Origin of the sequence: Acidovorax sp. SUPP2539, from assembly GCF_030158975.1 — a bacterium.
Taxonomy (GTDB): domain Bacteria; phylum Pseudomonadota; class Gammaproteobacteria; order Burkholderiales; family Burkholderiaceae_C; genus Paracidovorax.
Genome location: NZ_BQXJ01000002.1, coordinates 608,470 through 631,890, shown reverse-complemented (window position 1 = coordinate 631,890; position 23,421 = coordinate 608,470). Strand labels below are relative to the sequence as shown.

At 68.5% G+C, this 23,421-nt stretch carries 18 protein-coding genes and 1 pseudogene; 9 read left to right on the top strand and 10 right to left on the bottom strand.

What is annotated here, in order from left to right:
• Positions 1-140: 140 nt before the first annotated feature.
• Positions 141-269, bottom strand: a pseudogene (locus AVTE2539_RS10485) (integrase); the annotation flags it as partial.
• 123 nt (positions 270-392) lie between these two features.
• Here AVTE2539_RS10485 and AVTE2539_RS10480 point away from each other — a divergent pair.
• Positions 393-1,214, top strand: coding sequence for a hypothetical protein (locus AVTE2539_RS10480; protein ID WP_284410367.1), 822 nt, complete (start codon positions 393-395; stop codon positions 1,212-1,214).
• A 277-nt stretch (positions 1,215-1,491) separates the two neighbouring features.
• The gene (locus AVTE2539_RS10475; RefSeq protein ID WP_284410366.1) at positions 1,492-3,258 is read left to right on the top strand and encodes a hypothetical protein; all 1,767 of its coding nucleotides are present in this window, start codon (positions 1,492-1,494) and stop codon (positions 3,256-3,258) included.
• Between the two features lie 391 nt (positions 3,259-3,649).
• On the opposite strand, the gene AVTE2539_RS10470 is transcribed toward AVTE2539_RS10475, so the two are convergent.
• The 8 genes from AVTE2539_RS10470 to gtdA form a co-directional block, all read right to left on the bottom strand.
• A complete protein-coding gene (locus AVTE2539_RS10470) occupies positions 3,650-4,315 on the bottom strand; it encodes an OmpW/AlkL family protein (RefSeq protein WP_284410365.1) in 666 nt (221 codons plus the stop codon).
• A gap of 184 nt (positions 4,316-4,499) precedes the next feature.
• Positions 4,500-5,228 (bottom strand): alpha/beta hydrolase, encoded by a 729-nt coding sequence (locus tag AVTE2539_RS10465; RefSeq protein ID WP_284410364.1) that lies wholly within the window; start codon positions 5,226-5,228, stop codon positions 4,500-4,502.
• 198 nt (positions 5,229-5,426) lie between these two features.
• On the bottom strand, positions 5,427-5,702 hold the full coding sequence (locus tag AVTE2539_RS10460) for a helix-turn-helix transcriptional regulator (RefSeq protein WP_284410363.1): 276 nt from the start codon (positions 5,700-5,702) through the stop codon (positions 5,427-5,429).
• Positions 5,692-6,441, bottom strand: coding sequence for a cupin domain-containing protein (locus AVTE2539_RS10455; protein ID WP_284410362.1), 750 nt, complete (start codon positions 6,439-6,441; stop codon positions 5,692-5,694). The genes AVTE2539_RS10460 and AVTE2539_RS10455 overlap by 11 nt, the downstream gene beginning before the upstream one ends.
• Positions 6,442-6,494: 53 nt before the next feature.
• The gene (locus tag AVTE2539_RS10450; protein WP_284410361.1) at positions 6,495-7,820 is read right to left on the bottom strand and encodes an MFS transporter; all 1,326 of its coding nucleotides are present in this window, start codon (positions 7,818-7,820) and stop codon (positions 6,495-6,497) included.
• Between the two features lie 61 nt (positions 7,821-7,881).
• Positions 7,882-8,526 (bottom strand): maleylacetoacetate isomerase, encoded by a 645-nt coding sequence (gene maiA, locus AVTE2539_RS10445; protein ID WP_284410700.1) that lies wholly within the window; start codon positions 8,524-8,526, stop codon positions 7,882-7,884.
• Positions 8,527-8,542: 16 nt separating this feature from the next.
• Complete coding sequence (locus AVTE2539_RS10440; protein WP_284410360.1) at positions 8,543-9,241, bottom strand: fumarylacetoacetate hydrolase family protein; 699 nt, start codon at positions 9,239-9,241, stop codon at positions 8,543-8,545.
• Positions 9,242-9,288: 47 nt separating this feature from the next.
• Positions 9,289-10,359: a gentisate 1,2-dioxygenase gene (gtdA, locus tag AVTE2539_RS10435; protein ID WP_284410359.1), complete on the bottom strand. Its 1,071-nt coding sequence runs from the start codon at positions 10,357-10,359 to the stop codon at positions 9,289-9,291.
• 163 nt (positions 10,360-10,522) lie between these two features.
• Here gtdA and AVTE2539_RS10430 point away from each other — a divergent pair, with 163 nt between their 5' ends.
• From AVTE2539_RS10430 to AVTE2539_RS10420, 3 genes are all read left to right on the top strand, one after another.
• Positions 10,523-11,443 (top strand): LysR family transcriptional regulator, encoded by a 921-nt coding sequence (locus AVTE2539_RS10430; protein WP_284410358.1) that lies wholly within the window; start codon positions 10,523-10,525, stop codon positions 11,441-11,443.
• A gap of 88 nt (positions 11,444-11,531) precedes the next feature.
• On the top strand, positions 11,532-13,199 hold the full coding sequence (locus AVTE2539_RS10425) for an acyl-CoA dehydrogenase family protein (RefSeq protein ID WP_284410357.1): 1,668 nt from the start codon (positions 11,532-11,534) through the stop codon (positions 13,197-13,199).
• A gap of 139 nt (positions 13,200-13,338) precedes the next feature.
• Positions 13,339-17,238 (top strand): hypothetical protein, encoded by a 3,900-nt coding sequence (locus AVTE2539_RS10420; protein ID WP_284410356.1) that lies wholly within the window; start codon positions 13,339-13,341, stop codon positions 17,236-17,238.
• A 58-nt stretch (positions 17,239-17,296) separates the two neighbouring features.
• On the opposite strand, the gene AVTE2539_RS10415 is transcribed toward AVTE2539_RS10420, so the two are convergent.
• Positions 17,297-19,219 (bottom strand): NEL-type E3 ubiquitin ligase domain-containing protein, encoded by a 1,923-nt coding sequence (locus tag AVTE2539_RS10415; RefSeq protein WP_284410355.1) that lies wholly within the window; start codon positions 19,217-19,219, stop codon positions 17,297-17,299.
• A 157-nt stretch (positions 19,220-19,376) separates the two neighbouring features.
• Between AVTE2539_RS10415 and AVTE2539_RS10410 the strand changes: the two genes are divergently transcribed.
• The 4 genes from AVTE2539_RS10410 (at position 19,377) to queC (ending at position 23,340) form a co-directional block, all read left to right on the top strand.
• Positions 19,377-20,585: a threonine ammonia-lyase gene (locus AVTE2539_RS10410; protein ID WP_349817205.1), complete on the top strand. Its 1,209-nt coding sequence runs from the start codon at positions 19,377-19,379 to the stop codon at positions 20,583-20,585.
• A gap of 128 nt (positions 20,586-20,713) precedes the next feature.
• On the top strand, positions 20,714-22,315 hold the full coding sequence (locus AVTE2539_RS10405; protein ID WP_284410353.1) for an OpgD/OpgG family glucan biosynthesis protein: 1,602 nt from the start codon (positions 20,714-20,716) through the stop codon (positions 22,313-22,315).
• Between the two features lie 82 nt (positions 22,316-22,397).
• Positions 22,398-22,553, top strand: coding sequence for a hypothetical protein (locus AVTE2539_RS10400; protein ID WP_272549895.1), 156 nt, complete (start codon positions 22,398-22,400; stop codon positions 22,551-22,553).
• A 76-nt stretch (positions 22,554-22,629) separates the two neighbouring features.
• On the top strand, positions 22,630-23,340 hold the full coding sequence (gene queC, locus AVTE2539_RS10395; protein ID WP_284410352.1) for a 7-cyano-7-deazaguanine synthase QueC: 711 nt from the start codon (positions 22,630-22,632) through the stop codon (positions 23,338-23,340).
• The last annotated feature ends 81 nt before the right edge of the window (positions 23,341-23,421 follow it).

Below are 23,421 nucleotides of genomic sequence, written 5' to 3'. Positions count from 1 at the left end.
CGTACTTCACTCAGCGTTTCCTCTTGCGACCGGCCGCTACTGGCCGAAACTGCCAGTGCAGCGCAGCACCACACAGCCGACATTTAAGACGGCCGCGCCGACAACACGGACGGTAAAGCGGCGCAGCCCGGTCGACGACTTCAGATTTCCGTCTGTTCGGAGATATCCAGGGCGTCATCGACCTCGATGCCGAGGTACCTCACTTTCGACTCCAGCTTGGAATGTCCAAGCAACAGTTGCACTGCGCAGAGATTCTTTGGGCGCCGGTAAGCGGCTCATGCGCAGGCTGATTGCCGACAATCGCGGCAATCGTTGAGCTCGCCCCTTACCTGCATGGTCATCCCGGGATTACGTGCTCTAACATCGTTCTCGTTATGCAAAAGGAGATCCCAATGAATCAGGCCGTTTGGGGGCAACTGTGCTCGGACGTCACAACGCGCATGAGCAAGTATGTGGCGAACTTTGTGACGCCACTGAGCATGTCGAAAGAATACGGCTCGGGCGTCGCATGGGGATCGGGCACGTACATTCAGGGGGCGCGGCACGTCTGGGTTCTCACTGCAGGGCACGTGGTCATGGAAGTGCCTGCGGGCGGACGCTTGGCGCACCTGCCAGTACCCGATGGCGAGTACAACGGTGCGTTCGGCACGCCCGAGGTCAAAGGCGGGGCGGAGGATGTGGCTGCGCTGCCGGTGTATCCCGATCCCAAGTTCCTGCCAGCGCCTAGTCGCGTCCTTCCTCAGTCCGCCATTGCTCAGTGCTTCGAAGCGGACGAGGACGAGTTGCTCTTCTGGATTGGTTTCCCGGGCCATGCGGTCAATCGTGATGACCTCGCTACACCTGCGACGTTACGGGTCAGCATGTATGAACAGCTGAGCACGCCGTGGAAGCCGATGCTGATGCAGGCAATCAAGGACATCGCCAGCGTTACGCACCCTGCGTTCAACAGCACAAAGCACGTCGCCGTGCATTACCCAGAGCGAGGTACGCGCGCTAGCGACGGCCAGGACGTACCTCTGCCCCATCCGAAGGGGATGAGTGGAAGCGCACTTTGGAACACTCGGGCCATTGCTTCAATGAAGGCCGGTATCCGGTGGGAACCGGAAATGTCTGAGGTTTGCGGCGTGATCTGGGGAGCGCCCGACGAGAAGCCGCTGGCAGTTTTCGCAACCAAGATCGAACACGTTCGCAGCGGCCTAACGAATGTCTTTTAAGCCACGCGTCAACGGTTCGACACTTGCACGCGCAGCATAGTGTGAATGCGCCAGTTGCCAAGCCCTTAGCGCCGGTGGTACCCGGCTGTATGCCGGCCAGGAGCCAGCGCTCGTCTGTGACTACTCTTGAGCCATCGCTTCCCGCCCAACTCGCCCCGATGCAGAGCTTACTTCCGTTCCTACGATCCACGAGCGGCGTCCGCATAATTCCTGCGCAGCCGCTGGATCAGCGGTAGCGACTGCAGAGATCATTTCGAGACACGACGAGACACAATCAATGAACGAAGCATGGATTCTTCAAACATCTGAAATTCGGCGTCCGTTCTCTCGGGCGACCTGGGTCCCACTCAGGGCGTCGCTCAATGACGAAAAGGGCAACGTGAAGGAAGTTGGGTACATCGGTGACGTATTCGCTTGCGGCTCCGTCGCCTTTCCAAACAAGCATCGCGAACTCGCCGAGCGATTGAGTTGGAGCGACATCGGCATCGGGCACACCGTGGCACCGTATGCGTACTCGGACGGCCATTACTCGCCGATTGATGAATACCAGTACAACAACAAGGAGCCCATCGGGATCAACTTTGTTTTCGAGCACCCACAGCCCGTGGTCGGCGGCCGACAGTGGATCCTGAATCCTGACCTGGTTGTCGCGCTTCGACTAATCAAGGAAGGGCCGAATTGGGTCAGGCCGGAAGAGGACTTTGTCGTGGTCGCCAGGGAGGTGGTGGACAGCGATGGTAGCCATCGCCTCATAGAGATCAAGCGCGAGTTCCTGATGGACTACCTGGCCGCGCGCGGCCTGTCACTTCGCCTGTCGTACTACCGCCAGCGCGTTGCGAACGTGGCCGAACTCAAGGACAGCCCCTATGCCGGCCTGAACGAGATCCAGGAGCAGCGTGAAGCTGGACGGTACGAGCTGCGCATCACGGAGCTGAACGCTGTGTTCGGCGGGAGCTGGGCGTCGTTTCGTATGTGGCGCACCGATGTCGACGATGAGGAAGACGCTCCGGTCATGGGGCCTGAGACGAACGACAACACCGCTTCAGAAAGCGCCAGGGGCCATCGAAGCGGCTACCCCGGTGTGCGCGTTGAGGGGGAGTTCTGGCGAGACGAGTGGATCGAACATCAGGGGAAGAGCACTCGTGTGCGCGGGGACGAGGATCAGAATCTCCCGCACTTCATCGTCGACACAGACGGTGCGCGCAAGTTCTCCGCAGAGCTCAACAATGAGGACGTTGGACGGTGGCTCTGGTTCCGCCCGTCCGTGATTGACGAGCTCCTGAGCCATCGAGGCTTCTCCCTGGATTGGTACACGGCTGAAGCCGGCACGATCGAATCCACTTCGGGGTACTCAACCCACTTCGGTGTTAACGCCTCGGAGCTCATCACCGTCTACGCCTACGACATCGCTAAGCTATCGGCCTGGGAGCAGTTCCTCTGGGCCGCAAGCAACGTCGCGCCCGAAGGCAAGGTCAGCGCAGAGCTCCTGGCCTCTCAGGTCAAGGCGCAGCCAGCGGACACCCACGCCGTGGAGGAAATGCTATTCGGGTGCATGCGACTGCTGGAAGCCGAATTTCTCAAGACGTTCAATGTCTCGCTGTTCTCGCATGAGATTGACGATGCCGCATCGATGCAGCAAGTCTCTCGCTTTTCGAGCAAGGACCAGGCTTCACTCTTGCGGCTCGCCAAAGAGCTTGTACGAATCTTCTCAGACCGACTCGACGTGCGCGCTCTTCGAAAGCTGTCCAACCACCCTGATAAGGACAGGCTGGGCTCAAACAAGCTGCTGCAAAGCATCCTTGCCCAGAAGGCAGGGGAGGAGCGCGCACGAGAGGTTTTCGCTGCCATCGCCGGCGCCTATGACATGCGCCTTGGTGACGCGCACCCGACTAGCTCGAAGATCAGCGAAGCCCTCAAGCTCGCTGGCATCGACGCTGCGGCTTCGTATCTGCGACAGGGCGAGCAGCTGATTCGCAACTTCGGCCACGCCGTTTGGTGCATCGGGAGTCTGCTCTTCGGAGGCCACGATAAGAGCGAGGGATAAGCTGTTCGCCGGCTGACGGTCCATTTGGCGACACAGTTTCTTCGGTACCGAGGATCGGGCCGAGTGGCGACTTCATGGCCACTCACTTCGGGTAGCGGATGTACGTGACGGGTCCTGAGCACCTGCTCATGGCCGGAAAGAGCTGTCATAGGATTGGCCTTGGTGACCACGAGCAGCGCGAACGACCACTGCACCTCGCATAGCTGACCTCCGCGGGCACGCTTGCCGTCCGGGCCAGCGACCGCTTGATGGCGATCAGCGTGAGGTCAACCTGACGCAGCAACGGGCCGCAATCGCTGCCAAGCAGTCTTTCAAAAGCGATTAGTAGCGTATCGGAGCCTCCCCCCGATACGCCTTGTCCACCGGCTCACCCGAACCAACACAAGCCCCCTCAAAACCGATAACTCACCCCCGCCGTCACCACCAACCGATCCAGCCGCACCTTCGCATGTGCGGGCGCTCCGCCCAGTGCCGGCAGCGTGCCGGTCGCAGTGGTCTTGAGCCAGATCTTCTTGGCATCCACGAAGAAGCTCCAGCGTGCGTCCAGCGGCACCTCCAAGCCGGCCTGCAGCACGGGGCCGATGCCGTTCTTCACATGCAGGCTCGACACGAAGCCGTCGCGGGATTCCAGCACCAGCGTGTAGTTGATGCCGGCGCCGATGTAGGGCCGCACGGGGCCGCCATCCCACAGCTGGCGGCGCACGGACAGCACCGCGGGGCCGTACTTCACCTTGCCGAGCGTGCCCGCGCCAGCCAGGGCGCCGGTGCCCTTGAGCGCGGTGGTGGGCGGCAGGCCCAGGGCGAGTTCGGCGCTCCAGCCTGGGTGGAAGTCGTAGATGGCGCCGAAGCCGATGCTGTCGTTGGAGTCGGCCTTGGCGCTGGCGCCGGGCACGATCTGCCCGCCGGCCCGCACTTCGGCCGAGGTGCTGAAGCCGATGTGCGCGGGGCCCGTGTAGATGCGCCAGGGCGAGGGCGATGACGCATCCGGCGATGCCGGGGTCTGCGCGTATGCCTGTGCGGGCAGTGCCGCGATGAGGCTGCCGACAGCGACTGACACGGCCAAGCCAGCGACGGCTTTGCGCGCCCGGGCGCCTGGGCAAGCGGGCCGCGCCGAGAAAGAGCGCGCGGTGATGTAATGGTGTGCAATGCATTGCATGGTGTCGTCTCCTGGATTGATTTGTCTGTGTCTTCGCTTCGCTTTTGCCGTGCTGCGGCGTGGGCGCCGCAGCGGCGCCTGCCGATCAGTCCCGGCCGGCCCGCTCGATGCCGCGTGCGAAGCCTTCGGGGTCGGTGAACAGCGCCTCGTGGCTGCCGCTCGCCTCCACGTAGCGGAACAGGCCCAGCCGTTCCGACAGGCGCGGGTGCCAGGGCAGGCTGTGGGGCAGCGCGGTGTCTTCGCGGCAGTTCAGGTACGACTTGCCCAGCGCCAGCGCGGCGGTGGGCTGCGACAGGGCGATGGGGTCGGTCAGGCAGCGCAGCGGCTGCGGGTGCAGCAGGGCATAGGTGCTGCGCGCCAGATCGGCATCGGCGTCGTTGATGAAGCATTCGCGCCAGACCTCGAAGGGCAATTGCACGCCACCGCCGCCAGCGGCCGCAAGGCCCTCGAACAGGGCGCGGTAGTGCGGGGGTGCCATGTCGCACAGGGCCTCGCCGGGCAGCGGCACGAAGGCGTTCACATAGACCAGCCGCCGGATGCGCTCGGGCACGCGGTCGGCGGCGCCGGACAGCAGCATGCCGCCGTAGCTGTGGCCGACAAGCCGCACTTCGCGCAGGTCGTTCGACGCGAGGAACTGCACCAGCCCGTCGATCGCATCCTGCAGGCCCAGCGGAGCCGTGCCGTCGCCGGGGCGGTTGCCCGGCAGCGTGGGGCAGTGCACGGTGTGGCCGCGTGCGCGCAGGTGCTCGGCGGTGGCTTGCAGCGTGTCGCCCGTGTGCCAGGCGCCGTGGACCAGGACGTAGGTGTCCGCCATGTCGTTGTCTCCTTGTGATGTGGGAGACCCATGGTGTCGTGCCTGCCGGGCCGTGGATGGCCGATGCGTGCCAGCGTGGCGGACGCTGCGTGCCGTGCGGTGGCCTTCCACCGGCGCAGGCCGTTGGGTCTGCCTGGCAGTGCTGCAGCACTGCCTGCGGCGACCCTTGCCTGGTTGTTCGACTGAATCCAGGCCGTTTCAGTGCGGGCTGGCGAAGGCTTGCGTTGGCGCGCAGCGCTCCTGCGCGGGGGTTCTGCCGCACCACTGGCGGCAGGCGCGCGCGAAGTGCGACGGGTCCAGAAAGCCCGCGCGCCGGCCGATCTCGGCCACCGTCAGGTGCCGATGCGAGGGCGCATGCAGCATGCGCTGCGCCACCGCCATGCGCTCGCGCATGAGCAGCAGCGCGAAGGTGCTGCCGCCCGCCGACAGGGCGCGGTGCAGGGTGCGCAGCGAGACACCGACGTCATCGGCCACGGCGGCGGCGGTGAGGCCGTGCTCGCCAAAGCGCTGGCACACGCAATGCTCGATGCGCTGCAGCAGGCCGGGCTGGGGCGGCGCCTCGGGCGCAGTACCGCAGGCCAGCGACAACAAACCGCCCAGGGTGTTCGGCCTGCAGCGTGCCCAGGCGGGCGGGCTGTTCGGTGCGCAGCTGGGTCACGTAGGCGCTCAGCACCCGGCCCCATCCGGCGGCGCCGTCCACGCGCCGGCCCAGCCAGCAGTCGGCGGCGGGCAGCCAGGTGTCCAGCCAGCCGATGGGGATCTGGATGGAGACGGTGTCTACCGCCTCGGGAAACTCCAGCAAATAGCGGCGGCGCGAATCGATCAGTGCCAGGTCGCCGGGCAGCAGGCGCGCGGCGCCGGCATCGTCCTGCGCGACGTGGCAGGGCGACGACTCCTTGCAGAGCAGGTAGTAGAAGTTGTCGCCCCCGCTGCGGCGAATGCCCTGCAAGGTGCGGCGCACGCGCTGCGCGCTGCCGCTCACGCGGTTGACGCGCAAGCCGCCGCAGGGCATGGAGGCGAGCGTGGCCGAAAAAGCCTGGCGCTGGCCGGGCTCCACCTCCATGTCGAGGAAGCAGTCGCAGACCGCGCCGACCCAGTAGTCCGCCCGCTGCGCGGCAGGAACGGCATCGGTGCTCCACGTGCGGATGGCGCATTCCATGGCCTGCCTGTCGCCGGTCGGCTCCGACTGCATTGCTATGCTTGTGGATGCCATGGTGCGCTCTCCCTGTGCGCTGCGGGCCGTTTGGGCTTGAATGGGCGCTCGGCTCAGGCGCCCCTGCGCACACGCCCGAGCAGCAGCACCGCTGCGGCCGCCAGCACCGCGGGCACGGCGGCCACCAGGATGATGGACGCAGGCGTCCAGGCCGCAGCCAGCAGGGCGCCGCCTGCCAGCGGCCCGACGATGGCGCCGATGCGGCCCACGCCCAGCGCCCAGCCCACGCCGGTCGCGCGGATGTGGGTGGGGTAGATGGCGGCGGCCAGCGCGTTGCAGCCGATCTGCGCGCCCACCACGCCGAAGCCCGAGAGCGCGGCGCCGGCCAGCAGCCCCGTGAGGTTCTGCCCGCTGAAGGCGATCAGCGCGATGAAACCGGCCGAGGCGGCGTAGGCCGCGCCCAGCACGGTGTAGGCGCTGAAGCGGTCGATGAGCCGGCCCAGCGCGAGCGCGCCGACCACGCCGCCCAGGTTGAGCATGGCGGTGGAGAGAATGGCCTTTTCGAGCGGCAGGCCGGCGCTTTTGAGCAGCGTGGGCAGCCAGTTGACCAGGAAGTACATGACCAGCAGGTTCATGAAGAACGCCAGCCACAGCAGCATGGTGGTGGGCAGGCGGCCATGGCGGAACAACTCGAACACCGAGAAGCCCGCCTGCACGCCCGCGGCCTCGCCGCGCAGCCCGGCCATCACCGTGGCCGGGTCTTCGCCCGGGTAGGCGCTCTTGACGATGGGCTCGTAGCGCGCGGGCGCGGCGCCGCTGGCGGCCAGGTAACGCAGCGATTCGGGCAGCAGCGCGGCCAGCACCGGCAGCAGCAGCAGGGGCAGCACGCCGCCCAGCACGAACACCGAATGCCAGTCGAAATGCGCGATGAGCCAGCTGGAGATCAGCCCGCCCAGCGTGGAGCCGAGCGGAAAGCCGCAGAACATCACCGTGACCAGCGTGGCGCGCAGGCGCTGCGGCGCATATTCGCTGGTCAGGGCGATGATGTTGGGCATGGCCGCGCCCAGGCCCACGCCGGTGATGAAGCGATAGGCCAGCAGCTCGTTCATGCTGGTGGCCCAGGCCGTGAGCAGCGCGAACAGGCCGAAGATGAAGGTGGACAGCAGGATGATCTTCTTGCGGCCCCAGCGGTCGGCGGCCGGGCTGAGCAGGAAGGCGCCGGCCATGAGGCCGAAGAGGCCGGCCGCGAAGATGGGCCCGAACTCCGAGGGCTTGAGCCCCCAGTCTTCCGCGATGCGCGGCGCCACGTAGGCGATGGACTGGGTATCGAAGCCGTCGAGCATGGCGACGATGGCGCACAGCAGCGTCACGCGCAGCTGCAGCGGCCCGAAGGCAGCGCGGTCTGCCGCCGGAATGCCGGCGGCCATGGATGGGGTCATTTTGTCTCTCTCCGTCTTGTAGGGATGGGGGTGGCTCATGGGCCGGGGACCACAGGAAAAATCAAGGCTGGTAGTCGGGCTGCTCCTGCGGTCGGGCCGCGATGAAGGCGGGGTGCCGTTCGGCGTGCGCGTACACAGCCATGGCACGCGCATGGGGTTGGAGGTCGCAGCCTGCGCGCAGCGCGTTGGCCACCTGGGGCACCAGGCATACGTCGGCCAGCGTGGGCTGGTCGCCAAAGCACCAGGGGCCGCCGTCGTCACCGTGCCTGGCCAGCAGCCGCTCCACAGCCTCGAAGCCCTCGGCTGCCCAGTGGGCGTACCACGCATCCTTCTGCGCCGCGCTCAAGCCCAGCGGCCCTTGCAGGTACTTCAGGATGCGCAGGTTGTTGACCGGGTGCATGTCGCAGGCGATCACGTTCGCCAGCTCCAGCACACGGGCACGCAGCCGGGGCTCCAGCGGGATCAGGCGCGGCTCGGGGTGGCGCTGGTCCAGGTAGTCGAGGATGGCCATGGACTGGCCCAGGGCGAAGTCGCCATCCACCAGCGTGGGCACGACGCGCGAGGCGTTCAGTTCGGCATAGCCCGCGGCGCGGTGCTCGCCGGTGCGGATGTTCACCCCGTGGTAGTCGGCGGGCAGCCCTTTGAGGGCCAGCGCGATGCGCACCCGGTACGAGGTGGAGCTGTTGAAGAAGCTGTAGAGCTGCACGGCGGGCTCCATGGCGTCAGACCACGTCCACCCGCAGCTCGCCCAGGCGCTCCACGCCCACGACCATGCGGTCGCCGCGCACCACCGGGCCCACGCCTTCGGGGGTGCCGGTGTAGATCAGGTCGCCCGGCTCCAGGCGGAACCAGGTGGAGAGGTCGGCGATGGTCTCGGCCACCGACCAGATCAGGTGCGACACATCGCTGCGCTGGCGGTCCGCGCCGTTCACGGTGAGCCAGATGCCGGCCTGCTCGAAGTGGCCCACGTCGCTGGCGCGGTGGATGGGGCCGATGGGCGCGGAGGCATCGAAGGCCTTGCCGATCTCCCAGGGCCGGCCCATCTGGCGCATCTCCATCTGCCGGTCGCGGCGGGTCATGTCCAGGCCCACGGCATAGCCCCAGGCGTGCTGCAGCGCGTTCTCGCGGGCGATGTCACTGCCCGCTTTGCCGATGGCGACCACCAGTTCAGCCTCGTAGTGGAAGTTGTCCGTGCGCGAGGGGTACGGCAAGCGCAGCGTCTCGCCATGAGCCACGGGGATGACGGCATCGGCCGGCTTGCAGAAGAAGAAGGGCGGCTCGCGGTCGGGATCGAACCCCATCTCGCGGGCGTGGGCCGCGTAATTGCGGCCCACGCAGTAGACGCGGCGCACGGCGAAGGCATCGCTGCTGCCTGCAACAGGCACGGCAACGGAGGGAGGAGCGGGAAACACGAAGGCCATGGAGATGTCTTTCAAACGGAGAACGAAGATTCAGGATGCGCAGCGGCTCACAGGCGCTCTTCGCGCAGCAGGCCCAGGGCGGCCTGCACCGGGCGGTCGGAATAGCTGAACAGCACCGCGTCCTGCGTCGCGGCCAGCTGCACGGGCGCCCACGAGGGAGCGACGAAGGTGTCGCGCGGGCCGAACTGGAAGGTGCGTTCGCCGATGCGCGCCGTGCCCTGACCCTCGACCACGCTGAACACGGTCGCGTCGGTGGTGCGGTAGGTGCGGCCCTGGAAGCCGGCCGGCAGGAACTGCATGAACGTGGCCATGGTGGGCATGGGCCACCCCCCGGTGGCGGGGTTCACGTAGCGCAGCTTGACGCCGTCCCAGGCGTCCAGCTCGCCCTGGCGGAACAGCCGGTCCAGCGCCTCGCGGCTGCGCTCGTAGGGGTAGCTGAAGAGGGGCGAGGTCGAGCCCTCCGCAGCGCGGTGGCGCACCGGCACCATGTTGTGGCCGAAGGCGGCAAAGCTGTGCCCCTCGGCCCGGCTCACGGGCTGCACCGCCTCGGGGTAGTTTTCCGCGAAGCCCGCATCCAGGTGGTCGATGAGGGGAATGTCGAGCCCGTCGAGCCAGACCACGGGCTCGCCGCCGTCCGCCACCGCCGGGTTGCCGTGGTCGTGCCAGGTCCACGAGGGGGTGATGATGAAGTCGCCCGGGTGCATGGTGGTGCGCTCGCCGTTGACGGCCGTGTAGGCACCCTGCCCTTCCACGATGAAGCGCAGCGCCGACTGCGTGTGGCGGTGGCTGGGCGCGACCTCGCCGGGCAGGATGAGCTGCAGCCCCGCGTACAGCGTGGAGGTGATGCTGGCGCGGCCGGGCAGGCCGGGGTTTTCCAGGATGAGCACGCGGCGCACGGCCTCCTCGGCGCTGATGACCTCTCCCGCCTGCATGACGAGCGGGCGCACGTCCTCGTATTTCCAGAAGGCGGGCACGGCCCGCGGGCGGGGTTCGCGCGGCACCAGGCTGTGCAGCGATTCCCAGAGCGGGGCCATGCCGTGGCGGGCGATGTGGTCGTAGTAGGCCTGCCGGTCGGCGGATGCGGCGGCAGGCGGCGATGCCAGGGTGGGCGTGTCCATGCGTTGTCTCCTGTGTCTGCGGCCAGCCATGCCAAAGCACTCGAATGCGCGCTGCCAGCCGGTCCATGGGGCGGATTATTCGAACCCGTCGATAGTCCGTAAAATCATTTATTGGTCTTATCCATAATCTTTTGGATATACCTTCAACCCACCCACCGACCCCATGGACTGGACCCACCGCCTGCGCCTGCGACAGCTGCAGATGCTTTTGAGCCTGGCGCAGACCGGCAACATGAGCCAATCGGCACAGTTGCTCCACACCGCGCAGCCCGCGCTCTCCAAGTGGCTCAAGGAGCTGGAGGAGGACCTGGGCATGGTGCTGTTCGAGCGCCATGCGCGCGGGCTCAAGCCCACGCCCCAGGGCGAGGCGCTGATCGCCCATGCCCGGCGCATCGAGGCCCACCTGGACAGTGCCCGCGACGACATGCAGGCCCTGCGCGACGGCGGCAGCGGGCTGGTGGCGGTGGGCACCTCGGGCGCGTCGGCGTCCGACGTGGTGCCCATGGCGGTGCTGCGCCTGCTGGAGTGGCTGCCGCGCGCACAGATCCGGCTGGCCGAAAGCACCATGAACGTGCTCATGCAGCAGCTGGCCCATGGCGAGCTGGACGTGGTCGTGGGCCGCTCCGCACCCGAGCTGCACGACACCCACATCCACACCGAGATGCTGTACATGGAGCCCATCCACCTGGTGGCGCGCCCGCAGCACCCGCTGCTGCGGCAGGAGCGCGCGCTGGAATGGGGCGATCTCATGGCCTACCGCTGGCTCGTCTGGCCGCGCGGCACGCCGATCCGCAATGCGCTGGAAGGCGCTCTGGCAACCGCCGGGCATGCGCTTCCGCAGGGCAGCGTGGAGTCCAACTCCGTCACGCTCAACCTCACGCTGCTGGGCCACAGCGACATGATCGGCATGGCCTCGCACCGCGCGGCGCTGCGGTTTTCGCACATGGGCGCGCTGCGCGTGCTGCCAGTGCGGCTGTCGGGCTTCGGCTCGGTGTCGATGTACTGGCGCGAGAACACCACCGACCGGGTGGCCGTGGCCAGCATGCTGCGCGCCCTGCGCGAGGCCGCGGCACCCGCCTCCTGACCGCACGCCAGGGCGTGCAGGCCCGTGCCAATGGGGGCACCATGGCGGCCTGGGCGCACGGTGCGCCCCCACGCGCAGGAGACGACCCATGGCCCAGGCCACCCACGCAGTTTTCAACCAGTTTTCCGAACGCACCGACTACGACCTGCTCACCACCGATGCCGCGCTGCAGGACAGCCTGCATCGCACGGGTGCGCAAGGCGCCCTGCCCGCCCTAGGCGCCTACGCACGGCAGCTCGGCACCGCCGGGACATGGGCCCTGGCCGAACAGGCCAACCGCCACACGCCGCAACTGCACCGCTTCGACAACCGGGGCCGGCGCATCGACCGGGTCGAGTTCCATCCCGCGTGGGACGCGCTCATGGCGCTCTACCGCGCGCAGGGCTTGGTCTCCATGCCCTTCGACAGCGACCAGCCCGGCCGCTGGGCCGCCTGGGCCGCGGGCTTTTACCTGCATGGCCAGGTCGAGCAGGGCACCCTGTGCCCCGCCACCATGACGCAGGCCGCGATCCCGCTGCTGCGCAAGGAGCCCGCGCTTTGGGCGCAGCTGGAGGACAAGCTCCACAGCCGCACCCACGACCCGCGCGACCGGCCCGCGCAGGAAAAATCCAGCGTCTGGCTGGGCATGGGCATGACCGAAAAGCAGGGCGGCTCTGACGTGCGCGCCAACACCACCGTGGCCACGCCCGTCGGCGCGGGCGGGCGCGGCGGCGAATACCGGCTGCAAGGCCACAAGTGGTTCTTCTCCACCCCGCAGAGCGACGCGCACCTGGTGGTGGCGCGCACCGGCGAGGGCGGCCCCTTCGCCTGCTTCTACGTGCCGCGCTGGCGGCCCGACGGCACGCTCAACGCGGTACACGTGCAGCGCCTGAAGGACAAGGTGGGCAACCGCAGCAATGCCAGCGGCGAGGTGGAATTCGACGGCGCCTGGGGCCTGCTGATGGGCGAGGAAGGCCGGGGCATTCCCACGATCATCGAGATGGCGACCACCACGCGCCTGAACTGCGTGGCCGGCAGCGCCGCCATCCTGCGCCAGGCCACCGTGCAGGCCATCGCCTATGCCCGCCAGCGCCACGCCTTCGGCCGGGCCCTCGCCGAGCAGCCGCTGATGCGCGCCGTGCTGGCCGACCTGGCGCTGGAGAGCGAGGCCGCGCTGGCGCTGCTGATGCGCCTGGCCGAGGCTTTCGAACGCGACGACGACGGCACCGTCAGCGCGACCGACCGCGCCTGGAAGCGTGTGATGACGCCTGCCGCCAAGTTCTGGGTCTGCAAGCGCGGCGTGGGGCTGGCCGGCGAGGCCATGGAGGTCTTCGGCGGCAACGGCTACGTGCAGGACGGCGTGATGGCGCGCCTCTTTCTCGAATCGCCCGTCAATTCGATCTGGGAAGGCTCGGGCAATGTGATGTGCCTGGACGTGCTGCGCGCCCTGGCGCGCGAGCCCGAGGCCGCGTCGGCGCTGCTGCAGGACTTCGCCGACGCCGCGGCCGGCGAGCCGTGCATCCTCGACGCGCTCCGGCCGCTCGAAGGCCTGCTGGCCCTCCCGCCCGAACAGCTGGAGCCCCTGGGTCGCCAGCTCGTGCAGCGCCTGGTGCTGGTGGCGCAAGCCTGCCTGCTGCGCCGCCATGCGCCGCAGGCGGTGGCGGATGCGTTCATTGCCACCCGGCTGGAGGACGGCGGCGCAGGCCGCGTCGTGGGCGCCATCGACACCCGAGCGATGGACACCGGGGCGATTCTGGAACGGGCGTTTCCGGCGTGATCCGCCCGGCGGCGCCCTTCGCGCCATGGCGCGGGGCTTCGCGCGGCCGCCTGGCGAGCGGCCAGGGCTGCCGCACCATGCGGCGGCATCCGCCACGGCCCGCCGTTGGCCCCTGCGCCACCCGTCCGCAAAGCGCCCCATGCATCCCATCCCCACACGCCCCTCTTCCCCGTCAGCGCGACCGAACGTTTCCGGCGAACCCGCGGCACCCGAGGCTCCAGGCCGCTCGCCTTCGCGTTCGCCATCGCCCCACCTGCGGCACGGCACGCTGTCCTCCCGCCAGGCCACGCCAGCGTCGCCGGGCACGTCGATGGCACCACGGCTCACCGGAATTGGCAGGTCCAGCTCCAGCGAACAACTGCAGGCCCTCATGCGGCAGCAAGCCAAAGAGTTCGGCATCGAGATGGATTGGGATTCGAACTCGGATTCGGATTCCGACGCAGGCTCCGAGGCAAGCCTCGACGTCATCGTGGACGACAGTGCCCTCCACGCCGCGCGCCAGGACCGGATCGCCGAACTCACGCAGGCCTTGGCACAGGCACGCACGCCCGAAGCCTTGAACGCCATGGTGGCGCAAGCCGTGCAAACGGCGTGGCAAGCGGCGCAAAGCAGCGCACTGCCCACCGGCGCGGACATCTCCAAGGCGCTTCAACCCACTTACGACCATCGCACCAACGGCTTCATGGAGGCCAAGCAGGCCATCCGGCGCCTGGAGACGGCAGCGAACGCCTGGGAGGCCGCCGTGGAGCACCACCAGGCCGCGCTGTCCGCCCGCGACCTGCTGCTGCCCCATGCGAGCCCCGACGTGCTCGACTACCAGCTGTTGCAATGGGAGGCGGTGGCCTACCGGGTGCGCGCGCAGGAAAAAGCCCTGAGCGGTCTTTTGCTGCCGCTGCAGTTTCCCTATGCGCGAGCCGTGGGCAAGGCCCGCACCCAGAACGAGGCCGCAGGCCGCCTGCGCGAGGCCTGCGCCCTGCGCGAACGCGAGCCCCTGCATGCACTGCCCCCGAATGTGGCGGACATCGACGCGGCGCTCCGCCAGCAGCTGGCGGGCATCGGTCCGTCGATGAAGGACCTTTTGAACAACATCGGCCCCAGTGGTGAATTGAAAAGCACCGCCTCCCGTTCGACGCCGCCGGGCAGCCAAGCCCGTCAGCCCGAGGCCATGGACGAGGACGGCCTGACGCAGTACGTGCAGTCCTGCGCCGCCCTCGAAGCAGCAGCGCAGAGCTTGCTGGCCGCCTGGGCGCACCCGCCCGCTGGGCCGATTGCCGAAGCGGCCCAGATTGCCAGGGCCATGCTCGGCCCTCAGGCCCGGGAAACCCGTGCAGCCCTGCGGCGGGAAGCCGCACTGACCAAGGCCATCGATTCCTTGCTGGTCCGGGAGCAAAGGCTGCCAGACCAATCCACCGCAGGGCAGGACACCGCGCCACAGGCGCCCTGGCTGCCCACGTTGAAGGTGTTCAACGACCTGAACCTCGCATTGCAACGCGCGGACAATGCCGAGCGCACGCTCCAGGAACATACCGCGCAGTGGAGCGCCGAACAATGCGAGGCCTCGCGGAAGGTCATCGATGATCTGCAAACCCGCATCGCCACCGCCCGGGAGCACGCGTCGCAACAAGGCAGCGCAGCCCTGCATCAGACGCTCGACCACCTGATTCAGCAAGGCATTGGCATGCTGCAGAGGACGCGCGGCGAAGCCGGCGACGGCCAGGCCGAAGCCCGGGCCGCGTTGCCCGGCTTGGCAGCGGCGGCGCGGCATGCCCTGGCGGAGCTGAAGCAATCCAGGGTACACCCCCGCATCGCCGCCCCTTCGCTGGAGCAGTGCCGTTGGGTATGCACCGCCGTCGCCCAGGCTTGCGACGACATGGCCGGGGTTCCCCAGACGCTGGCCGAGACGCAGCAACACCCAGCACGCCTGCAGGTGGCCGAGCAACGGGCACGGCAGGCGGCCCAAGGGGCGCTGGCTCCCGCCATGCACCAGCTGGCCGACCTCTGCGAGGCTGCCCGCACGGACACGCTGACTGCGGCGGCTGGCATGCAGGCGCAGGCCGCCCGCCAACTGGAGGCACGGGCCGCCATGGAGGCGCAGGCCGCTGGCAAGCTTCAGGCGCAGCGTGAAGGCGCCCTGCAGGCAGCCATGGCGCCGGTGCTCATGGCGCTGGACCAACGGCCACGGCCTGCCGCCGATGCGCAGACCTCGCCCACCCATCCATGGCCGCGCCACGGCGACGTTCTGGACCCGTTGAACCGGGGACTTCGCGCCGCGCGTGACGCGCAGGCCACGCTCGACGGCCATATCTCGTCGTGGAGCGACGAGCAGCGCCAGGAGTCGAGCGAGGCCATCGGCGCACTGAAAACCCGTATCGCCGCTGGAGGCAAGGCCGCGCTCGAAGGCGCGATTTCCGACCTGCACCGGGCTTTCGAGACGATCTGGCGCGCCGGGGCGCAAATGCTGTCGGCAGAGCCAGCGGATGGGCCGGAACCCGCCTTGGCGCACTCGCTGGCCCACCAGGCCCTGGACGCGGCCCAGGGCTTCCACGGCGCGCTCCAAATTCCTCTTGAGGGCACGCCCCTGCTGGAGCACCAGGTGGTCGCGTTCTTCGCCAAGGCCTTCGTCCCCCTGGCCAAAGCCGGGGAAGGGCTGCGCATGCCGCTGGGCACGCCGGCCGAGGCGTTGGCGCGCGCCGCCGTGCTGGAAACCGCCGCCAAGCAGGCACGGGAAGCCGCGCGCACGGGATTGGCGGCCCCCCTGCAGCAGTGGGCACTCTGGTGCGAAGGCCTGCGCACGGATGCCATCGGCGCTGCCGTGCTCCACGACATGAAGGCGATCGATGCCCTGTGCGAAGCCAGCGACGAGGCCCTTTCCGCTGCGGTGTGGCAGCTCAGCGATCGCCTTCTCGCAACGCATGAACTGGTTTTCGACCTGCCTTTCCAGATCACGGCCGAGGGCTTGTTGACTGTGGCAACTCCCGCGGCGCCGCCTGCCCTGCCGACGACGGAGGAAGACCTGGACATGGCGAAGAACGCAGCCGCCATCGCGCAGCGTGCCACCGAACTGCGCGCCAGCCTGCCGAAAACGGTGCCGCCCGGTGCCCTGCCGGAGATGGCGCGGGACTACCAGTCCTCCCGCAACCGGCTCAGCGAGATGGCCTACGCGGCCCGGGTGGCCTCCGGTCTGCTGCCGCTCTTTCATGAGGCCTCGCAAGCCATCGCCCAGGCCTCCGTGGCCGAACGGCCCCGCGTGGCCAAGCAGTTCGCCAACGCCGCACTGTCCTTCCACCAGGATGCGACCGACGCCCTGAGCGATTACCTGGAAGCCAGCCTGCGCCTGCAATCGCGCAGCGACCGCCAGTCGGCCGCCATCGACGGCGCGAATGTGCGCCAGAGCGAACGGCTGGTGACGCTGATGCAGCGCAGCCTGGAAGGTCTGGGCCATCTCCTGGAGTGCCGGAAGATGGCGATCGACATCCATGCCCGACAGGCCAGCAGGCACCGCGACGTCAGGGATGGCCTGATGACCATCACCGACCGGTATGAACGCGCGACCCAGAAAATCGACGACAGCATGGAGCACCTGGCGCAGCGGCTGGACTTGGAAAGCCAACTCCCGGACTATGCCGACATCGCGAACGCGGAGAAAGCCAATGTCATGGGCGCGTTCGGCATGCTGATATGGCGGGGCAAATTCGAAAGCAGCATCGTTCAGGCCCAGCTGGCGTCCGATTGGCTGGCGAGGTTCCTGGGGCCGGACCAGCCGCTGCGCACGGCCTCGGACCTGACCGGCTGCACCGAGTTGATCGACTTGCTCCACCGCAGCCTGTCCGAGCAGAACACCTTCGCCCTCAAGCAGGTGCGCGACGACAGCAACACGCATCTGGTGCGGCAGATGCTCAAGGTCTCGCTGGATGGCATGCAACGGCTCAAGACCTTCGAAGCCCGGATCGGCGTTCTGAGACAGGCGCTGGCCACCACCGCCGCCACAGCCTCCTCCAGTACCGCACCGCAGAAGACACGACAACGCCGCAGACGCTGATGCTGACGGGAGACCGGTGGGCAGTCCAGCGGGCGTTGCCTTCACCCTCCAGAGTTTGCTATAAATTTAATAGCATCACAGGCATGTGATATCCCGGCATACCGCTGTTTTCGCTTGAAATCGGATCCGCCGGACCTTTCGGGATGGACGAGGCCGCGCCGGCGGTCGTTCCGGCACCACCGCCAGGGAGAGGGCTCACCCCGGCACGCCGCCCCAGCTGCAGCAGCAAAGCGTCCTCGGCAGCGCGCTGGCGTTGCAGGAACTCGGCGGCGGCCTCGTTGTAGGCCACGCGCTCCTCCACGTGGGCATCGCCATCGCGAGGCAGATCGCGGTCATGGAACGGGTCTTCGTCGAAAGCCGCTTCGAGTGCGGCGAACGGCTCGTGATGCAGGTGCCGCATGCCGACGCGCCAGGTTTCGTTGGACAGCAGGTAGGCCGTGAGCTGTCGGTCGTCGCCTTCGGCGTCCATCACCCCCGCGGCCAGGGCCGACAGGTCGCCGGGCGTCAGCACGCTTTGCGCGGCATAGGTCATCTCGGAAGGCACGCTGCCCGGCAGCACCAGCAGGGCCTTCAGGCTGACCTTGGCGTGCAGCATGGTCTCCAGGGGTTCCCTGCGCAGCTGCCGCTCCATCTCCTCGGGAATGCCGGGCGTTTCCAGCGCCTGCCGGATGAAATGGTGCACGGCCGTCTCCAACGCTCCCAGCCGGAACTGCTGCCGCGCCCAGCCGTCCAACCCCGCCGCGTCGATGCGGCCCTCTTGCACCGCCTGGGCCATCTGGTGGTTGCGCACCGCGAGGACGATGGCGGAAAAGCCTTCGGCCACGTTGTCGCCGCACGATCCGAGCGCGTTCTCGGCCATGGCCAGCACCCGCGCCCGGAGCGGACCGTCGCGGGCGATGGCCCGAATCACCTGCGCCCCTTCCTGCAGGAGGGTGGCGCCCGGCCCGTGGGCTTTCTGCAGCGCCGGGGTGGACGGCAGCCTTCGTTCCAGCAAATGGGCGAACGCGGGCGCGTTTTCCTCCCCATCGAAGGCCTCCTGGGCTTCCAGCCAGAGCGAGAAGGGCTCCCGCAGCTCGGATCGAAGGTGGGGTGGCGTGGCTTTGTGCAGGGCCCCGGCACCGATCGCCCGGTAGCCCCGCTCCGCGAGGGCCACGATGCCCTCTCGGGACAGCCGTGCGGCATGGTCCGGCGTGAGCGTGGCGCCGTTCTCGCAATGGGCCTGCAAGGCACGTGCGGCCGCATCGCGCAGGGGCTGCGCGAGCGATTCGTCACCGATCACCCGCAGGAGGTGGTTGAACGCCGCGCGGTATTCCGGGCCCCGCATGCGACCCTCCCCGTCGCGGACCGCCACCCCGCCATCGAGCGGGGCGCAGGCCCGCAGCAGGGACAGGACCCGCTGGCCGGCCTGGGCCAGACGCCCGGCATCGTGGCGGACCTCGCGGCGGGCCCGCAGTTGCGCCTTCATTACCGACATCCACAGGTTCATCTCCGGGGAGGGCGCCTGCAGGTCGGGATGCTTTCGCCAGTGCGCTTCCAGGGTTTGCGCGAGAAGCGCGCGCTGCGCGGGGGCCAGTGCCTTGGCGTGCAGATACTGGGCGGAGGCAGGCGCTTGCAGCCAGTCCGTCCATGCCGGCAAGGGCACGGCTGGCGCCTCGGCCGCTGGGCCCGGGGCGGATGCTGCGGCCGGCGGCGCGGGCGTGGCTGGTGCGCCGTGCGCGGCCCCGCCTGCGGCGGGCGCGGGCGGGATTCCCAGCAACTCCCCCAGCGTGCGGCGCACGGGGGGCGCGGGCATCGGCGCGGCGGCGGTGGCCCCTGGTGCCGAAGGGGCCCGCGCCGCCATGGCCCCCAGGGGCATTCCCAACAGCGATCCGAGCGTGTGCCTCTCCGGCGGGGCGACCGGCGCGGCCACGTGATCGGCCGGCCTCTGCGGTGGCAGCGCGGCCGGCACGGACAGCGCACGGGAAGGGCCGGACAGGGGCATGGCGCATCGCGGAGTGAAGAACGCCGACATGCTGCCCCGGGCCCGAACCCAGGGTCGCCCACACTCCGAAAGGGGTGCGCTGGAGGCGAACCGGCGGGCCGGCGCCGCCGGTGGGTTGGCGTTGTCATGACCGGCGCGCGGTCCAGCACGCGCCACAATGGCGGCCATGCTCACGCTCCAAACCATCCAGGATGCCGCCGCCCGCCTGCGCGGCCATGTGCTCGACACGCCGTGCGTGGAATCCAAGACGCTCTCGCAGATCGTGGGCGCCCAGGTGTTCCTCAAGTTCGAGAACCTGCAGTTCACCGCCTCCTTCAAGGAGCGCGGCGCTTGCAACAAGCTCAGCCAGCTGTCGCCCGAAGAGCAGCAGCGCGGCGTGATCGCGATGAGCGCCGGCAACCACGCCCAGGGCGTGGCCTACCACGCGCAGCGCCTGGGCCTGCGCGCCGTGATCGTGATGCCGCGCTTCACGCCGGGCGTGAAGGTGGAGCGCACGCGCGGCTTTGGCGCCGAGGTGGTGTTGCACGGCGACACGCTGGAGGAATCCCGCGCCCACGCCTATGCATTGGCCGAGGAGCGTGGCCTGACCTTCGTGCACCCCTACGACGACGAGGCCGTGGCCGCCGGCCAGGGCACGCTGGGCCTGGAGATGCTGCAGGCCGTGCCGGACCTGGACACCCTGGTGATCGCGGTGGGCGGCGGCGGACTGATCTCCGGCGTGGCGACGGCCGCCAAGGCGATCCGCCCCGGCATCGAGATCGTGGGCGTGCAGACCGCGCGCTTTCCGGCCATGGTCAATGCCATCAAGGGCACGCAGCATCCGCAGGGCACCTCCACCATCGCCGAGGGCATCGCCGTGGGCACGCCGGGCACCCTCACCCGCGAAGTGATCGCGCGGCTGGTGGACGACCTGGTGCTGGTGCAGGAGGGCGACATCGAGCAGGCCGTGCTCATGCTGCTGGAAATCGAAAAGACGCTGGTCGAGGGCGCCGGCGCCGCGGGCCTGGCGGCGCTCGTGCGCTACCCGGAACGCTTTCAGGGCAAGAAGGTGGGCCTGGTGCTGTGCGGGGGCAACATCGACCCGCTGCTGCTGGCCGCCATCATCGAGCGCGGCATGGTGCGCTCCGGGCGGCTGGCCCGCATCAAGGTCAGCGCGCGCGACATCCCGGGCGTGCTGGCGCGCATCACCGCCACCGTGGCCGAAGCCGGCGCCAACATCGAGGAGGTGCATCACCAGCGGGCCTTCACCATGCTGGCCGCCCAGAACGTGGAGATCGAACTCGTGCTGCAGACGCGCGGCAAGGCACACGTGCAGCAGGTGCTGGAGCAATTGCGCGCAGCCCACATGGAGGCCGACCTGATCTGAGGCACCGAAAGGCGTCCGCTCCGGGCTGCGGGTTTTTTGTAGGAGAAACGCGTTTTTTTGCCGAAATTCCCCGCCGAATACACGGCGTTGCATGGGATGGCGCGCGGTTTTCGGCACACTGCTGGCCCATGCAGCAACCAAAACGACGCCATTTCCTGCGCACCCTCGGCCGAGGCGCCGCCCTGGCTTCGGCCGGGACCCTCGGCCTGAACTGGACCCAGGCCTTCGCCACGCTCAAGCCCCTGGGCAAGCCGCAGCCCTTCGATTTCGCCGCCCTCAAGGGCCAGGCCCGCGCCCTCGCAGCCAAGGCTTACGAGCCGTACCAGGGCACCCTGCCCCCCTCGGTCACGTCGCTCGACTGGGACCAGTACCAGTCCATGCAGTTCCGGCCCGACCACTCCCTGTGGGCCGACGAGAAGCTGCGCTTCCAGGCCAAATTCTTCCACCTGGGCCTGTTCTTCAAGAAACCCGTGCACATGTACGAGCTGGCCAACGGCCAGGCGCAGGAGCTGGCCTATGACCCGGCCATGTTCGACTACGGCAAGAGCGGCCTCAAGGCCGGCGACCTGCCCGCCGACCTGGGCTTTGCGGGCTTTCGCCTGAACTTCCACACCGACCCCGTGCGCGACGTGGCGGCCTTCCTGGGCGCCAGCTACTTCCGGGCCGTGGGCGGCGAGTGGCAGTACGGCCTGTCGGCGCGGGGCCTGGCCATCGACACCGGCATGCAGCGGCCGGAAGAGTTTCCGGACTTCACCGCGTTCTACCTGGAACGGCCGGCCCCGGGCTCCAACACCGTGGTGGTGCTCGCCCTGCTCGACTCCCCCAGCGTGGCCGGCGCCTACCGCTTCGCGATCACCCCGGGCGACACGCAGGTGATGGAGATCGACGCCGCGCTGTACCCGCGCAAGGAAATCGAGCGCATCGGCATCGCCCCCTGCACCAGCATGTTCCAGCACGGCGAGAACGACCACCGCATGGCCAACGACTGGCGCCCGGAAATCCACGACTCCGACGGCCTGTCCATGTGGCGCGGCAACGGCGAATGGGTGTGGCGCCCGCTCACCAATCCGGCGAACCTGCAGTTCAACGCCTTTGCCGACCAGAACCCGCGCGGGTTCGGTTTGCTGCAGCGCGACCGCAACTTCGACCACTACCAGGACGACGGCGTGTTCTACGAGCGCCGTCCCTCGCTGTGGGTGGAGCCCAAGGCCGACTGGGGCGCGGGCTCGATCCAGCTGGTGGAGATTCCCACCATCGACGAGACCTTCGACAACATCGTGGCGTTCTGGAACCCCGAGCGCAAGCCGAAGGCAGGCGAAGAGCTGCTGGTGGGCTACCGCCTGTACTGGGGCGCGCACCCACCGGCCCGGCCCGCGCTGGCCAGCTGCGTGGCCACGCGCACGGGCCTGGGCGGCGTGGTGGGCCAGCCGCGCAAGTATTTTTCGTGGCGCTTCGCGGTCGACTTCGCGGGCGAGAACCTCGTGGCGCTCGGCCGCGATGCCAAGGTGGAGCCCGTGATCACGGTGAGCCGCGGCAAGGTCGAGATCACGTCGGCCCGCCCCCTGGACGCCGTGAACGGCTGGCGCGCGATGTTCGACATCCGGCCCGAGGACGACAGCACCGAACCCATCACCATCCGCCTGTTCCTGCGCGTGGGCAAGGAGCCCATCACCGAAACGTGGCTCTACCAGTGGGTGCCGCCGGCCCCTGCGGATCGCAAGCTGGTGTGACACCCGTCGAAACCCTGTGGTGGCCGCCCGGCGGCTGCCGCTAGAATTTCATCACTTTTTGAGGCAGCCACCAGGAGAACCCATGGCCCACGACACGACCACCACCCCGCACGTTGGCGAACACCACCATGCCCCCGATGGCGTCGAAGCCGTGGTCCCGCTGATGCCCATCGTGCTGCCCGTGGTGGGCGGCGTGCTGATGTTCCTGCTGGCCTTCATCGCCATCTACATGGCCTGAACGCCGGCCCCTCCCCCTTCGCAGAGCCCCGCGCCGCGGGGCTTTTTTACGCCCACGTCCTTCAAAGGAACACACCATGAGAGCCGGCCACGCCCTGGTCCTTTTTTCCGGTGGACAAGACTCCACCACCTGCCTGGCCTGGGCTCTGACCCACTTCGAGCGGGTGGAAACCATCGGCTTCGACTACGGCCAGCGGCACCACGTGGAGCTTCAGGCACGGCAGGACGTGCTGGCCGCGCTGCGCACCGAGTTCTCGCAATGGGCCGGCCGCATGGGCGAGGACCACATGGTCGATCTCGCGGTGCTGGGCCAGATCAGCGACACCGCGCTCACGCGCGATACCGCCATCCAGATGACCGAGGCCGGCCTGCCCAACACCTTCGTGCCCGGCCGCAACCTGCTGTTCTTCCAGCTCGCCGCCGCGGTGGGCTACCGGCGCGGGCTGCACACGCTGGTGGGCGGCATGTGCGAAACCGATTTCTCGGGCTACCCCGACTGCCGCGACGACACGCTCAAGGCCTTGCAGGTGGCGGTGTCGCTGGGCATGGGGCAGCGCTTCACCTTCGAGACGCCGCTCATGTGGATCGACAAGGCCGCCACCTGGGAGATGGCTCGCCAACTGGGCGGCGATGCGCTGGTGGATTTGATCGTGCAGCGCTCCCACACCTGCTACCACGGGGTGCGCGACACGCTGCACGCCTGGGGTTACGGCTGCGGCACCTGCCCGGCGTGCGAACTGCGGCGCGCAGGCTACTTTCAGTGGACGGGGTTGCCGCCAGGCCCTTGACGACTGCGGAGATGCGCCACTTTCCGGCCGTCTCCGCACATTCCCTGTGTCCCCTCCCGGCGTCGAATGCCTCGCGACGCA